Source organism: Nostoc sp. UCD121, from assembly GCF_014222285.1.
Taxonomy (GTDB): Bacteria; Cyanobacteriota; Cyanobacteriia; order Cyanobacteriales; family Nostocaceae; genus Nostoc.
In genome coordinates this window covers 1-13,858 of the sequence record NZ_JACKZS010000013.1, presented here as the reverse complement: position 1 = coordinate 13,858, position 13,858 = coordinate 1, and the positions used below count along the sequence as shown (strand labels likewise).

The 13,858-nt window shown below is 43.1% G+C and carries 12 protein-coding genes and 1 pseudogene; 7 read left to right on the top strand and 6 right to left on the bottom strand.

The window, feature by feature from the left end:
* Nucleotides 1–285: 285 nt before the first annotated feature.
* From GNF10_RS04765 to GNF10_RS04750, 4 genes are all read right to left on the bottom strand, one after another.
* Entirely contained in the window at nucleotides 286–693 is a 408-nt protein-coding gene (locus tag GNF10_RS04765) for a hypothetical protein (RefSeq protein ID WP_185587868.1), read from the bottom strand.
* Nucleotides 694–873: 180 nt separating this feature from the next.
* Entirely contained in the window at nucleotides 874–1,494 is a 621-nt protein-coding gene (locus GNF10_RS04760) for a J domain-containing protein (RefSeq protein ID WP_185587866.1), read from the bottom strand.
* A gap of 244 nt (nucleotides 1,495–1,738) precedes the next feature.
* The gene (locus GNF10_RS04755; protein ID WP_185581293.1) at nucleotides 1,739–2,350 is read right to left on the bottom strand and encodes an ATP-dependent Clp protease proteolytic subunit; all 612 of its coding nucleotides are present in this window, start codon (nucleotides 2,348–2,350) and stop codon (nucleotides 1,739–1,741) included.
* A gap of 127 nt (nucleotides 2,351–2,477) precedes the next feature.
* On the bottom strand, nucleotides 2,478–3,140 hold the full coding sequence (locus tag GNF10_RS04750) for an ATP-dependent Clp protease proteolytic subunit (RefSeq protein ID WP_114080125.1): 663 nt from the start codon (nucleotides 3,138–3,140) through the stop codon (nucleotides 2,478–2,480).
* A gap of 238 nt (nucleotides 3,141–3,378) precedes the next feature.
* On the opposite strand from GNF10_RS04750, the gene GNF10_RS04745 reads away from it, so the two are divergent.
* The 4 genes and pseudogenes from GNF10_RS04745 to GNF10_RS04730 all read left to right on the top strand — a co-directional run.
* Nucleotides 3,379–4,635: a VWA domain-containing protein gene (locus GNF10_RS04745; RefSeq protein ID WP_185581294.1), complete on the top strand. Its 1,257-nt coding sequence runs from the start codon at nucleotides 3,379–3,381 to the stop codon at nucleotides 4,633–4,635.
* Entirely contained in the window at nucleotides 4,632–5,912 is a 1,281-nt protein-coding gene (locus GNF10_RS04740; RefSeq protein WP_185581295.1) for a VWA domain-containing protein, read from the top strand. Before GNF10_RS04745 ends, GNF10_RS04740 begins: the two co-directional genes overlap by 4 nt.
* Nucleotides 5,913–5,957: 45 nt before the next feature.
* A complete protein-coding gene (locus GNF10_RS04735; protein WP_185592162.1) occupies nucleotides 5,958–6,344 on the top strand; it encodes a VOC family protein in 387 nt (128 codons plus the stop codon).
* Nucleotides 6,345–6,416: 72 nt separating this feature from the next.
* Nucleotides 6,417–6,860: pseudogene (locus GNF10_RS04730) on the top strand (Rpn family recombination-promoting nuclease/putative transposase); the annotation flags it as partial.
* A gap of 149 nt (nucleotides 6,861–7,009) precedes the next feature.
* Here GNF10_RS04730 and GNF10_RS04725 read toward each other — a convergent pair.
* The gene (locus tag GNF10_RS04725) at nucleotides 7,010–8,086 is read right to left on the bottom strand and encodes a PIN/TRAM domain-containing protein (protein WP_185580506.1); all 1,077 of its coding nucleotides are present in this window, start codon (nucleotides 8,084–8,086) and stop codon (nucleotides 7,010–7,012) included.
* 251 nt (nucleotides 8,087–8,337) lie between these two features.
* Here GNF10_RS04725 and hemW point away from each other — a divergent pair, with 251 nt between their 5' ends.
* The 3 genes from hemW to GNF10_RS04710 all read left to right on the top strand — a co-directional run bounded on the left by hemW (nucleotide 8,338) and on the right by GNF10_RS04710 (nucleotide 11,681).
* Entirely contained in the window at nucleotides 8,338–9,519 is a 1,182-nt protein-coding gene (gene hemW, locus GNF10_RS04720; protein WP_185580507.1) for a radical SAM family heme chaperone HemW, read from the top strand.
* A gap of 58 nt (nucleotides 9,520–9,577) precedes the next feature.
* Complete coding sequence (locus GNF10_RS04715; RefSeq protein ID WP_185580508.1) at nucleotides 9,578–10,465, top strand: UTP--glucose-1-phosphate uridylyltransferase; 888 nt, start codon at nucleotides 9,578–9,580, stop codon at nucleotides 10,463–10,465.
* A gap of 94 nt (nucleotides 10,466–10,559) precedes the next feature.
* Nucleotides 10,560–11,681 carry a class I SAM-dependent RNA methyltransferase gene (locus GNF10_RS04710; protein WP_185580509.1) on the top strand — a complete coding sequence of 374 codons (1,122 nt, stop codon included), beginning with the start codon at nucleotides 10,560–10,562 and terminating at the stop codon, nucleotides 11,679–11,681.
* 181 nt (nucleotides 11,682–11,862) lie between these two features.
* Here the strand turns inward: GNF10_RS04710 and GNF10_RS04705 are convergent, their stop codons facing one another.
* A complete protein-coding gene (locus tag GNF10_RS04705; protein ID WP_185580510.1) occupies nucleotides 11,863–13,482 on the bottom strand; it encodes an NAD(P)/FAD-dependent oxidoreductase in 1,620 nt (539 codons plus the stop codon).
* Nucleotides 13,483–13,858: the final 376 nt, after the last annotated feature.

Sequence of the window (13,858 nt, the reverse complement as noted above, 5' to 3'; positions counted from 1 at the left end):
AGTCTCTTTACTACCTTTTTCTTGGAAAGTCCCAATGGACATGATTGTGATGGTTTTTCGAGTTGCACATATACAATAAATAAAATGAACCACTACTTAGAAATAAAGAAGAGAGAAATAATGCAGTACTGCTTTGTAGAGTTTCAAGTAGATGATTCAACAAGATTCAAGCCTTAGTTTAATCCTTCGATTTTATAATTCTTGCAGAAGACGACGGTACAGGATACACAAAATTTAACCTGTAGTTTGGGAAAAGAGTGAGGCAATTCAAACCTTTCCCCGTCGCTATTGGATGAGATAACTACGCCAAATTGGTCGAGTATTTTTACTACCCTTTTGTGGAATTAGCGATCGCCAAGTTTTACCTTCTTGCTGAATTTGCAAGTAAACATCAAAGGGTTGTTTTGGTTGCGTCAAGCGCCGTTTTGGTAGCTTGAGAATCAAGTCGTAGGTTCCCCGAACGTGGAAAGCTGGTAAATTTTCAATCGTTAGGGGTTGTTCTTGGGTAATTGATAGCCGCTTGATTTCAAATCCTTGAAAATCTAGATCCAACTGTTGGCTAAGTTTTTGTTGAGTTTGCTCTAGCCCAAGTGCGATCGCTTTTTGCACTAACTCGCTAGTTGGTAGCAATCCAATACTGCCACAGGCTGTAACTAGCATCAGCAATATTGCTGTCAAAACTAACCGCACTATGTTATTCACTGCCTAATCTGATATTTTCTTCCTTATCAGTTTAACCGGACGGGCTGCTGCTTTTTCTGCGTCGAGTAACTTAGGAATTATGCAAACAATAGCTGAAAATTTTAATTGCAGATAGGGGCAATTTATAAATTGCCCTTGTTGTTAGAACTTTTCAATAAATTTTGTAAATCTTTAAAAAATTTGTTCTAAGCGTTGGAAATCGCGTTGCACTTCATACCAGAGACTTTTATTATGGGGGTCTGTTTTCAAAGCTTTTTTGAGATAAATTCTGGCTTTGAGCAATTGGTTTTCGGAAATTAGTGCCCGTCCCCAAATTTGATAAGCGATCGCTTGCCATTGGCGAACTTCTGCATCTGTTGACAAACGATCTGCTAAAGCTTCCACCAGTGCGATCGCTTGCGGAAATCGTTTCTCTTGCAAAAATCGCTGCAATTGCTCATAAGTCTTCCACTTCAGCCGTTCTTCTATTTCCAACAGATTAGGCGGTTTTGCTTTCCCTGGTTGTTGGTTTACCACCGTTGTGACTGGTGTTTTCTGGCGCTGCGTTGTCTTAGCAGCATCACGCCCACTTGACACTTGAGTTGAATGTGCAGCAGTTTCCTCTGGCAGTACTACCGTCAGCAGGAGTTTGTAAGCCTCTGTCAAGGCAATAAACTTATCTTTGGCTTTGTTGTCATCTGGGTTGATATCGGGATGATATTGCTGCGCCAATCGTCGATAAGACGCTTTGACCTCAGCAAAAGAAGCTCCCGATCTTAAACCTAGCAAACGGTAGCAATCTCCAAGATCCATCTTGAGCTATGAGCTATCGAATATTTAGCTATCGGCTATTATCTGTCAATATCAGCTTTAAGCCTGGACTATTAATGATAAATGCTAATTTTCTATTTTAAAGTTCAATGTTGACAGTTTGTTTGGGAATGGGGAATGGGGAATGGGGAATGGGGAATTGGGAATTGGGAATGGGGAATTGGAAATTAGTTATTTCCCCCCTACTCCCTGCCCTCTTCTCCCTGCTCCCCTGCCCCCTGCTTCCCTACTCGCCTGCGACTATAGAGGTTCGTTCTTCAATCACACGGTCAATTAAACCGTATTCTTTAGCCTCTTCAGCAGACATGAAAAAGTCACGATCCATATCTTTTTCAATTTTTGTTATGGTCTGACCGGTTTTATCGGCATAAATGCCATTAAGCTGGTGACGAATCCGCAGAATCTCTCTAGCTTCAATTTCGATGTCGGTTGCTTGTCCACGGGTTCCACCTGAAGGCTGGTGAATCATAATCCGTGAATGAGGCAATGCTAGCCGTTTACCTTTGGTGCCAGCAGCCAACAGGAAAGACCCCATTGAAGCAGCTAAACCAACGCAAATAGTTACTACATCTGATTTTATATGTTGCATGGTGTCAAAAATAGCCATGCCAGATGTAACCATTCCACCTGGGGAATTGATGTATAAATAAATATCCTTACCTGGATCATCTGAGTCCAGATACAGCATTACAGCAATTATTTGATTGGCAATTTCATCATCAATGTCTCGTCCCAAGAATATAATCCGTTCCCGGTAAAGGCGATCGTAGATGCTAATCCAATCTGTATATTGTCCTCCGGGCATCCGGTAAGGAACTTTAGGAACGCCTATAGGCATAATTTACTCCGTTCTTAATTAGTCATTAATCATTGGTCATTAATCATTGGTCATTAATCATTGGTCATTAGTCATTGGCCATTAATAATTTTTGGTTATTAACAAAGGACAAATGACAAAGAACAAATTAAAGGACACTGGCTGGAAGGGGGGGATTTGCGAGTTCTTCTTTCTCAAAAACTCGGTCAATTAAACCGTATTCCTTCGCTTCGTAAGGTGTTAGATATAACAACCTATCCATATCTTTAGCAATTTTTTCTGGGGGCTGCCCGGTGGTACGATTTAAAATATCAACCAACGCCCCTTTATTTACCAAAACTTCCCTTGCCCGAATTTGAATATCCGTTGCTTGACCTTGGGCGTAGCTCTTGGGCTGATGCAGGATAATCGAAGAGTGAGGCAAACTAGCGCGGCAACCTTTTGTACCAGCACTGAGAAGCATGGCTGCCATACCCATCGCAGAACCGACGCAGATGGTGTGGATAGGAGGCTTGATATATTTCATGGTGTCGTAGATGGCGAAGGCTTCGGTTTCAAAGCCAATGGGTTCGCCACTGTAACCAGATGTCCCGGTGGAGTTGATATAGATTTTAATCGGTTTTTCGGGGTCGTCGGACTGCAAAAACAGCAATTCGGCCACGATTAATTCCGTGACAGCAGGCACCAGTGGCATCCCAATATAGACTATTCGTTCCTTCAATAAGAGGGAAGGTAAATCTGGCGGTGGTGTCCGGTAAGAGCTATCGCCGTAATATGGGGCTTGAACAGCTTTGATTGGGGAAATGTCCATAGCAACTGATCGCCTGAAACTATGCCGTTAACTGTAATACATCCTAGCGCGATGCACGCTTCCCTCAAGGTGCGGATTTCTCCCTAATGCTTCAGGTGGCTTTGCATCTGCCAATGTTTGGCTTCTAAGATATTCTGATTATATTCATGTATTTGTGTTGGATAGGTTTTCCGTAGAGCTAAAGTGGTGCTTTGAAGTTATTTATTAATATGTATATCCTGAATAGGGACTTTAAGTTATGAAGGTTAGCTTGCAGCCTGCCTTGAATGATGGTAATTTGGACGCGAATCAACTGAATAGTCAACGTCAGTTGGGAATTTCGATTTCGGCGATCGCAGAGACTCAAGATCGCCATGTGCCCCTGAATTTATGTTTAATTCTGGATCACAGTGGTTCCATGAATGGGCGATCGCTAGAAACGGTCAAAAAAGCAGCGAATCGTCTGGTAGATAGACTTAATCCTAGCGATCGCCTCAGTGTTGTCGTTTTCGATCACCGTGCCAAAGTCTTAGTACCTAGCCAAAGTGTCGAAGATCCAGAAAAAATCAAAAATCAAATTAACCGCCTAGCCGCCGATGGTGGAACTTCAATTGATGAAGGATTGCGTTTGGGGATTGAGGAGTTGGCGAAGGGAAAAAAAGATACTGTTTCCCAAGCCTTCTTATTAACCGATGGGGAAAATGAACATGGTGATAATAATCGCTGTTTGAAATTTGCCCAATTAGCTGCTAGCTATAATTTGACTTTGAACACTCTGGGCTTTGGTGACAACTGGAACCAAGATGTTTTAGAAAAAATTGCTGATGCTGGTTTAGGGACTTTATCTTACATTCAAAAGCCGGAAGAGGCAGTGGATGAGTTTAATCGCCTGTTTAGCCGCATTCAAACAGTAGGATTGACTAACGCTTATCTGTTATTGTCTCTGATGCCCCATGTCCGGCTAGCGGAACTTAAACCCGTTGCCCAAGTTTCCCCAGACACAATTGAGTTACCACTGCAACAAGAAGCTGATGGACGCTTCGCTGTGCGGTTGGGAGATTTAATGAAAGATGCAGAACGGATAATCTTAGCTAATATTTATTTGGGACAATTGCCAGCAGGTGAACAAGCGATCGCTAAGGTGCAAGTCCGCTACGACGATCCAGCCGCCAACCAGGTAGGTTTAGTTACACCAAATATCCCAGTTTATGCCCATGTAGTGAGAAACTACCAAGCAGATCCGAATCCCCAAGTGCAACAGTCTATTTTGGCATTAGCTAAATATCGCCAAACTCAGCTAGCCGAAACGAAATTGCAACAGGGCGATCGCAGTGGTGCAGCAACAATGCTACAAACGGCTGCTAAAACTGCTCTGCAAATGGGAGATACTGGGGCAGCGACGGTGTTGCAAACTTCTGCCACCCAGCTACAATCTGGTGGAGATTTATCTGAAAGCGATCGCAAGAAAACCAGAATTGTCTCCAAAACAGTTTTGCAAGATACCCCTCCTCAATGAAAGTTAAATTGCTCTCGGCGTTAAATGACAATAATGTTGATCTGGCTCAAACAAGTAGCCAACGTCAACTAGCAATGACGATTTCGGCTATCGCTGGTGAGTTTGACCAAAATCTGCCCCTTAACCTCTGCCTGATTCTGGATCGAAGTGGTTCTATGCATGGACAACCGATCAAAACGGTGATTCAGGCAGTGGAAGGATTAATAGATCGGTTGAAAATTGGCGATCGCATCTCAGTTGTCGCTTTTTCCGGTACTGCGGAAGTCATTATCCCTAACCAAGCGATCGAAGACCCCGAAAGCATCAAATCTCAAATTAAAAGCAAACTCAGCGCTAGTGGCGGCACTGCGATCGCTGAGGGTTTGGAACTGGGAATTACAGAACTGATGAAGGGCACAAGAGGCGCTGTTTCCCAGGCGGTCCTGCTGACGGATGGGCATGGTGAAAGCGCTTTGCGGATTTGGAAGTGGGATATTGGGCGAGATGACAATAAGCGCTGTCTCAAACTGGCGCAAAAGGCTGCCAAGCTGAACCTAACTATCAACACTTTCGGATTTGGCAATAACTGGAATCAAGATTTGCTAGAAAAAATTGCCGATGTCGGTGGTGGTACTCTAGCTCATATTGAACATCCTGAACAAGCTGTGGAGCAATTTAGCCGACTATTTGGAAGGATTCAGTCAATTGGGCTAACTAATGCCTACTTGCTGTTATCTCTAGTGCCAAATGTCCGATTAGCAGAATTGAAGCCCATTGCCCAAGTTGCCCCAGACACAATCGAGTTACCAGTGGAACGAGAAGCTGATGGTAGCTTTGCTGTACGTTTGGGAGATTTGATGCAGGATGTACAACGGGTAGTTTTGGCGAACATTTATCTGGGACAATTGCCAGAGGGGAAACAAGCGATCGGGCATCTGCAAATTCGCTATGATGACCCATTAGTTAACCAAGAAGGCTTACTTTCGCCCCTGGTGCCAGTGTATGCAGATGTGGTGCGGGCGTATCAACCAGATTCTAATCCGCAGGTACAGCAGTCTATTTTGGCATTAGCGAAGTATCGCCAAACCCAGTTAGCCGAGGCAAAATTGCTACAAGGCGATCGCACTGGTGCAGCAACGATGTTGCAAACAGCAGCTAAAACCGCTTTACAAATCGGAGATAAAGGCGCAGCGACAGTGTTGCAAAGTTCCGCCACTCGCCTGCAAGCTGGAGAAGAACTTTCCGAAGCAGACCTCAAGAAAACTAGGATTGTATCAAAAACCGTTTTACAAGAATAGCCCTCTAAATAATTCCTAACTCCTAACTCCTAACTCTTAACTTTTATGAAAACTACAGGCATTCATCATGTAGCGATTATTTGTTCTGACTATAATCGCTCAAAAAAATTTTATGTAGAAGTTTTAGGTTTTTCAATTATTCAAGAGACTTTTCGCGCTGAAAGATATTCTTATAAATTAGATTTAAAAGTTGCAGAAAATACTCAAATCGAACTATTCTCTTTCCCAAATCCTCCAGAACGACCTAGTAAACCAGAGGCTTGTGGGTTAAGACATCTTGCTTTTAAAGTTGATAATATTGAGGAAACTGTTTTTTACTTAAACTCCCAAGGTGTAGAAACAGAGAATATCAGAATTGACGAAATCACAGGTAAGAAATTCACTTTTTTTAAAGATCCAGATAATTTGCCGTTGGAAATTTATGAAAATTAGAAAATATAATTTTTTTGGTTAAGTAATTGCAGATAAATAGCAAATGAGCGATCTGTTTGGTGAAATTCTCAAATGTTCGACAATATCTGTAAATTTTTAGCTTAAAATTTCTCCAGCGACTTCGCCACTTGGTTATTAGGCGAACCCATTACTTTAACTGAACTAAGTCCAAAAGATTTATCTATCGAACCCATTCGTGCTGATGCCTTAATTCTGCAACAGTCGGAGCAAAATATCTTGCATTTGGAATTTCAAAGCCAAGTGGATGCAGAAATTCCTTTTCGGATGATTGACTATCGATTGCGAGTGTATCGCCGTTTTCCCCACAAATCAATGCATCAAGTTGTAATTTATCTCAAGCAGACGAATTCGGATTTGGTGCAACAAAATACATTTACAATTGCTGGAACACGCCATGAATTTGCAGTTATTAGACTTTGGGAACAACCAACCGAAGTATTTTTGAGAACACCTGGACTTTTACCTTTGGCAGTGTTGAGTAGTACAATTGAGCCAGTTAGAACAGATAGCAAGGTTGACAGGGTTATCAATTGAGCAGTTACAGTATTTGCAGGTAAGCAAATCTGGTGATTAAAAATAAATAATCGGTGCAGGTTGACTGCACCGATTGCACAATTTATATTTAATTGCACCGGACATTTCCCTCACGCCAATGCTGATGCTTGGGGTTTGGCAAAAATCATTCTTCCTGCGGTGGTTTGCAAAGCACTGGTGACTACTACTCGCAGTTCACCACCAACATAACTGCTACCTTCTTCAACAACTACCATTGTGCCGTCATCTAGATAGCCAATGCCTTGACTGGGTTCTTTGCCTTCCTTGAGAATTTTCAAATCCAGGTTGTCGCCAGGTAAATAACTGGGACGGACGGCGTTCACTAAATCATTTACATTCAAAACAGGTACTTTCTGCACACTGGCGACTTTAGACAAGTTGTAGTCGTTAGTTAGCAGTGTGCCGCTAATTTCTTGGGCAAAGCGTACCAACTTGGCATCCACTGTGGGGATATCTTCGTAGTCAACTGCATTAATCAAAATGCGATCGGGATATTCTTCTTTAATACGGTTGAGAATTTCTAGTCCTCTCCTTCCCCGCACCCGCTTTTGATCTTTGCTAGCATCCGCTACTTGTTGGAGTTCTTGCAAGACAAATTGCGGTACGAGAATTTGTCCTTCTAGAAACCCTGTTTCTAATAGCGCTTCAATGCGACCATCAATAATGCAACTGGTGTCTAAAACTTTTGTATTAGCTGGTTTTAGCGTTCCTTCCACAACCATCGATTCGACGGTGTTGGGATTAATGAACCGCAATAAACCCCGCCCGTGGGTGTCTGCCAAATTCATGCCAGTAACGGAGAGGATAATACTACCGACAACTGCCACAAGTGGCTTAATAAATCCAAAATCTGCGGGGATGGGTAGTAAGAATAGTGGGGCTAACATGAGGTTAGCTAGCAACAAACCAATTACTAAGCCAATGGCACGAGTTAAGATCACTTCCAGAGGCATTTCTTTGACTTGTGATTCTAGACGGCGATATGTCGTCTGGAAACTCAGCCCGATCGCACCACCAATAATAGCGGCAAAGACGGCAACAACTAAGCGTAAAGCTTCTAGATTCGTTACCTGATCGAGAGTGCCATTGGGTAGTAGTTCAATGCTGTAGAACCCTATTCCCGAAGCTGCCAGGATAAATGAGAAAATGATAATTGCGTCAAGCATGGTTATGTTGTTTTCCTGCAACTGTGTTCACCGAGAAAGTTAAGTATTTTTTATTTCATCGGTAAGATAAACTGATCAATATTGACTTACACTAAGGGTTTAGGCTGACAATATCTGCAATTATTATAACTAAAGGCTTTTATCTTAATATTTTTCATTGTTTCTTTGTAAAACGACAAAAATTTGTAAATTAACTGCTCATTTTCATTGTCTCTAATTCGCAGTTGGCTTAACTTAAAACTTTTCTCAAAATGAGTCAAAAATTTAGTGTTTCTGGAATTGCGAGTTCTGCTTATGTGCATATTCCCTTTTGCAGACGGCGGTGTTTTTATTGTGATTTCCCGGTGTCTGTTGTGGGCGATCGCTTGCGGGGCGAAACATCTGGTACTATCTCCCAATATGTTGAGGTACTATGTCAAGAAATTACCATTACACCAGCCTTTGACCAACCCCTAAAGACAATTTTCTTCGGTGGTGGCACTCCTTCGCTGCTATCAACAGAACAGCTACAACGGATAGTGGGAGAATTGGAGAAGCATTTTGGTATTGCATCTGGGGCAGAAATTTCTATGGAAATTGACCCAGGTACCTTTGATTTAGCACATATAGTAGGCTATCGCAGTGCAGGTGTGAACCGGGTAAGTTTGGGTGTACAAGCCTTTCAAAAAGAATTATTGCAAAGGGCGGGGCGATCGCACTCAGTTGAAGATATTTTCGCAGCTGTGGAGTTAATCCACCAAGTCGAGATTCCCGAATTTAGCTTAGACCTAATTTCTGGGTTGCCGCATCAGTCTTTGGATCAATGGCAGGATTCTCTAACTAAAGCGGTAGAACTTTTACCCACTCATATTTCCATATATGATCTTACCATCGAACCAGGTACAGCCTTTGGTCGTTTCTACAAACCAGGTGATACTCCTTTGCCTACGGATGAAGCCACAGTCAAAATGTACCAGATGGGGCAGCAGGTTTTGACTAGTGCAGGTTATGAGCATTATGAGATTTCCAATTATGCCCAACCTAAGCATCAGTGTCGGCATAATCGAGTTTATTGGGAAAACCGCCCTTACTACGGCTTTGGTATGGGTGCAGCAAGTTATGTTGAAGGAAAACGCTTCACTCGTCCGCGTAAGACTAGGGAGTATTACCAGTGGGTACAAGCTGGCGGTGTAATTGATTGTGATGTTACCCCCACAAAGGAAGTATTGTTAGAAACGTTAATGTTGGGGTTGCGTTTGGCGGAGGGTTTGAGTTTGATGGCGTTGGCAGAGGCGTTTGGCGAAGAGAAGGTGAAGGAAGTTTGCAGGTGTTTGCAAGGGTATTTTGATAAAGGTTGGGTGGAAGTTACAGAGGGAAGGTTGCGTTTGATTGATCCCCAAGGGTTTTTGTTTTCTAATGTGGTGTTGGCAGAGTTGTTTGAGAAGTTGGGATGACGAACCGCAGAGGCAAGGCAGCGCAGAGTCCGCAGAGAGAAGAGGGGAGGGGAGGTTAATGCAGAAAAATCAAGTTAGAAAAGCTGTGATTCCGGTAGCTGGTTTTGGGACTCGGTTGTTTCCAGCGACTAAGGTTGTGAAAAAAGAACTTTTCCCGATTATTGATCAAGATGGGAGGGCAAAACCTGTCATTCTCGCAATTATTGAAGAGGCAATTAGTGCTGGAATTACAGAAGTGGGGATTGTGGTACAGCCGGACGATCAAGAAGTATTTGAACATTTATTGAAAAACCCACCCAAAAAAGAATTTTTAGATAAACTTTCACCGCAAAATAAAGAATATAGCCGATATCTCGAAGATTTAGGTAGCAAAATTACGTTTTTATTGCAAGAGGAACAATTAGGCTATGGTCATGCGGTATATTGTGCTAAAGATTGGGTAAAAGATGAGCCATTTTTGTTAATGTTGGGTGACCATATTTATGCTTCTGATATTGAAAAATCTTGTGCCGATCAAGTTTTAGATGTTTATAAAGAAGTTAATCGAAGTGTTGTTAGCTTAATTACAACGCCAGCAGAAAATCTTCATACATCTGGGTGTGTAACAGGAGTTTGGCAAGAGTTAAACTCGACTTTAGAAGTTACACAACTCTATGAAAAGCCAAGCATTGAATATGCACAACAACATCTACGTGTAGAGGGAATGGCAGAAAATGAGTTTTTATGTATATTTGGGTTGTATTTACTTACTCCGAAAATTTTTGACTTTTTAGCAGAACACATTAAGCAAAATTTACGAGAAAGAGGTGAATTTCAGTTAACATCCTGTCTGGAAAGATTGCGTCAGGAAGAGGGAATGACAGGATATATTGTTAAAGGTAAGTGTTTTGATACAGGTTTACCAGATGCTTATCGTCAGACAATGATTGATTTTAGAAATTTCTAGATTAATCTTAGTTTCAAAACAAAAAGATCCCCGACTTCTTCAAGAAGTCGGGGATCTGAGCGTCTCAGTAGCCATTAATTACGAATTACGAATTATGAATTATTTTGCAACAGTTGCTCGCGGATTAGAAACCCTGGCGGCTCAGGAGTTAGAGCAACTGGGTGCCCATTCTGTGGAGCCAGGATTTTGCGGTGTTGCCTTTGAGGGCGATCGCACTCTGCTTTATCGCGTCAACCTCTGGGCTAGGCTACCGTTCCGAATCTTGGTGAATATCGATGAGTTTCCTTGCCAAAATGCCGATGATCTCTATCGCGGTATCCAGACTATCGATTGGGTAAACTATTTAACGCCAGATATGACGCTAGCTGTGAATGTCACGGGCAAAAACAAACACCTCAACCACAGCCATTTCACATCTCTACAAGTCAAAAATGCGATCGTCGATCAGCAGCAGGAAAAACTGGGTGAGCGTTCAAATGTAGAACTTCATGAACCAGATGTGCGGGTTAATGTTCATATTGAGCGCGATTTTTGTACTGTTAAACTCGACAGTTCTGGAAATAGTCTACACCGCCGAGGCTATCGTCCTGCGGTTGGAGCGGCCCCTCTCAAGGAATCTCTAGCTGCTGCCCTCATTCAACTTTCGGGTTGGCAGCCAGATCAAATGTTCTACGATCCTCTCTGCGGATCTGGTACTTTACCTCTGGAAGCTAGCTTAAAGGCACTGAACATCGCACCGGGGCTGTTTCGTGAGTCCTTTGGATTTGAAAATTGGCTCGATTTTGATCTGTCTCTTTTAGAAAAGCTGCTCCAAGAAGCTAAGGACAGCCAACTGGATACCCTTCCCGCACCTATTTGGGGAAGCGATCGCGATGAAAATATAATTGAGCAAGCGATTAACAATGCCCAAAACTGCGGCGTTGATAATCATGTATGGTTTTCTCAAATGGAGCTTGCTGATGTTGTTGCCCCCGCAGACAGTGGGATTTTATTCTGTAATCCACCTTATGGCGAACGGCTAGGGCAAGATATTGATTTAGGGGAATTTTACAAACTTTTGGGCGATGTGTTGAAACAACGCTTCAAAGGCTGGACTGCTTTTGTGCTGAGTGGTAACAAGGAACTGTCTCAATCCATTGGGCTGAAATCATCCAAACGGATTTCAGTGTACAACGGAACTATACCTTGTCAGTTAATGAAATATGAACTGTACTAAGGGCGATTTGTAGTATTGTTTAGCGGCTGTCTTTGAAGATGAATCAGAAAGTGAGTCAGCCCTATTTAACTTCTGTGAAGAACCAGCTTTAACGTTCGGCTAAATTTCCCATTGCGATCGCATCCAGTATGATTTCGTTCTCAGTCGAAGCCTGAGAATGCCTAATTTGAGGGCTTCCGCCTCAAGACTTGCGATCGCAATTCCTCAAAATACTTAAAGCCACTGCTTCTGCTACTTTAATCCCATCGATACCCGCCGAGAGAATTCCCCCTGCATATCCCGCTCCCTCACCAGCCGGATAAAGACCGACTGTATTTAAACTCTGATAATCCTCATTGCGTTTAATCCGAATCGGTGACGACGTGCGGGTTTCCACACCAGTCAAAACGGCATCATTCATTGCAAATCCTTTAATTTGTTTCTCAAAAGCAGGAAGTGCTTCGCGGATAGCTGCGATCGCATAATCTGGTAAACTCTCACTCAAATCACCCAAATGTACCCCCGGTGTATAAGACGGTTTAACTGTGCCGAATGCTGTCGAGGGGCGATGGTTGAGAAAGTCTCCCACCAACTGCCCTGGAGCTTCATAAGTTTCACCGCCTAATTTAAAAGCCTGTTCTTCTAAGCGTCGTTGAAAGTCAATTCCTGCCAAGGCATTTCCCGGATAATCTTCGGGGGTGATGCCCACAACAATCGCACTATTGGCATTACGCTCATTGCGAGAGTATTGGCTCATCCCATTGGTGACAAGTCGCCCCGGTTCTGATGCGGCTGCAACCACCAAACCTCCTGGACACATACAAAAACTATAAACGGAACGACCATTTTGGCAGTGGTGAACCAGTTTATAATCGGCAGCACCTAAAAGCTTATGACCAGCTTGAGCGCCGAAACGACATTGATCGATGAGAGTCTGCGGATGTTCGACCCGAAAGCCGATGGAAAAAGGTTTCGGCTCTATGTAAACTCCGCGTTCAAATAGCATTTGGAAGGTATCGCGGGCGCTGTGACCCACCGCCAAAACTACATAATCGCTAGCGATATATTCCCCACTGGCGAGGGTGACTCCCCGCACCTGTCCATTTTCGATGTTGATATCCTCCACCCGACTTTGAAAGCGGATTTCACCGCCGAGGGATTCAATTTTGGCACGCATACTTTGGACGATTCCCACCAGTTTAAAAGTGCCGATGTGCGGTTTGTTAATATAGAGAATTTCCGGTGAGGCTCCGGCGTTGACAAGTTCGGTTAATACCTTGCGCCCATAATGCTGAGGATCTTTGACTTGACTGTAGAGTTTGCCATCAGAGAATGTACCCGCCCCACCTTCGCCAAACTGGGCATTAGATTCGGGGTTGAAGTCTGATTTTTTTTTCCAAAAGCCAAAAGTATCAGCAGTGCGATCGCGGACTTGTTTCCCACGTTCTAAAATGATGGGACGGAACCCCATTTGCGCCAGCATCAAACCCGCAAACAATCCACAAGGCCCAGTACCAATCACGATGGGGCGAATCGCCAAATTGCTTGGTGCTTTTGCCACTGGGCGATAACTCATGTCTGGCGTGACCATTACATGAGGATCTCTTTTCAGACGCTTGAGTAGATGAGTTTCCTGAGTCGTTTCTACATCCAGAATATAAACAAGGGTAATCTCTCCTTTCTTACGGGCATCGTAGCTACGCTTGAAGATGGAATAGCTGATCAAATCTTCGTCCGTGATTTGCAGCTTTTTGAGGATGGCAGTCTTGATCTCATCTTCAGGATGATCAAGCGGGAGCTTTACTTCTGTTAGTCGTAACATAGCGAGGAGAAATGCATACTGTCTATCAAAATATTAACAAGAGAGGCAGGAGGCAGGACGAATACTACCTTTTGCCGAAACCTTACATAAACACTGACTTTTCAAGTTATGAAAAACCTAATCCCCCTTCCGACGCAGTTGCAATAAGTAACCTGAGTTCGGGTTAAGCCAGAAGCTAAAAAGCTTATTCTGTCAGGATTGAATAAAACTGGAATTGGTCAAAGCAGGGATAAAAGTGGAATCATTTTGTCAATAAGGTTCACAAATGAAACTAATCTCAGCAATATGTCTTATTGACAATAGATGAAAACAGAGCTTTAGACCGAACAACGATAATTCAAGGCTTTTGAGGATTTCTTATCCCGAACTCAGGTTA

Bases quoted from the DNA above. Each gene is read 5' to 3' on its own strand.
- GNF10_RS04705 (WP_185580510.1), bottom strand. From the start codon at position 13,482: ATGTTACGACTAACAGAAGTAAAGCTCCCGCTTGATCATCCTGAAGAT.
- GNF10_RS04725 (WP_185580506.1), bottom strand. From the start codon at position 8,086: ATGCTTGACGCAATTATCATTTTCTCATTTATCCTGGCAGCTTCGGGA.
- GNF10_RS04735 (WP_185592162.1), top strand. From the start codon at position 5,958: ATGAAAACTACAGGCATTCATCATGTAGCGATTATTTGTTCTGACTAT.
- GNF10_RS04760 (WP_185587866.1), bottom strand. From the start codon at position 1,494: ATGGATCTTGGAGATTGCTACCGTTTGCTAGGTTTAAGATCGGGAGCT.
- GNF10_RS04755 (WP_185581293.1), bottom strand. From the start codon at position 2,350: ATGCCTATAGGCGTTCCTAAAGTTCCTTACCGGATGCCCGGAGGACAA.
- GNF10_RS04750 (WP_114080125.1), bottom strand. From the start codon at position 3,140: ATGGACATTTCCCCAATCAAAGCTGTTCAAGCCCCATATTACGGCGAT.
- GNF10_RS04715 (WP_185580508.1), top strand. From the start codon at position 9,578: ATGCAGAAAAATCAAGTTAGAAAAGCTGTGATTCCGGTAGCTGGTTTT.
- hemW (WP_185580507.1), top strand. From the start codon at position 8,338: ATGAGTCAAAAATTTAGTGTTTCTGGAATTGCGAGTTCTGCTTATGTG.
- GNF10_RS04710 (WP_185580509.1), top strand. From the start codon at position 10,560: ATGAATTATTTTGCAACAGTTGCTCGCGGATTAGAAACCCTGGCGGCT.
- GNF10_RS04740 (WP_185581295.1), top strand. From the start codon at position 4,632: ATGAAAGTTAAATTGCTCTCGGCGTTAAATGACAATAATGTTGATCTG.
- GNF10_RS04745 (WP_185581294.1), top strand. From the start codon at position 3,379: ATGAAGGTTAGCTTGCAGCCTGCCTTGAATGATGGTAATTTGGACGCG.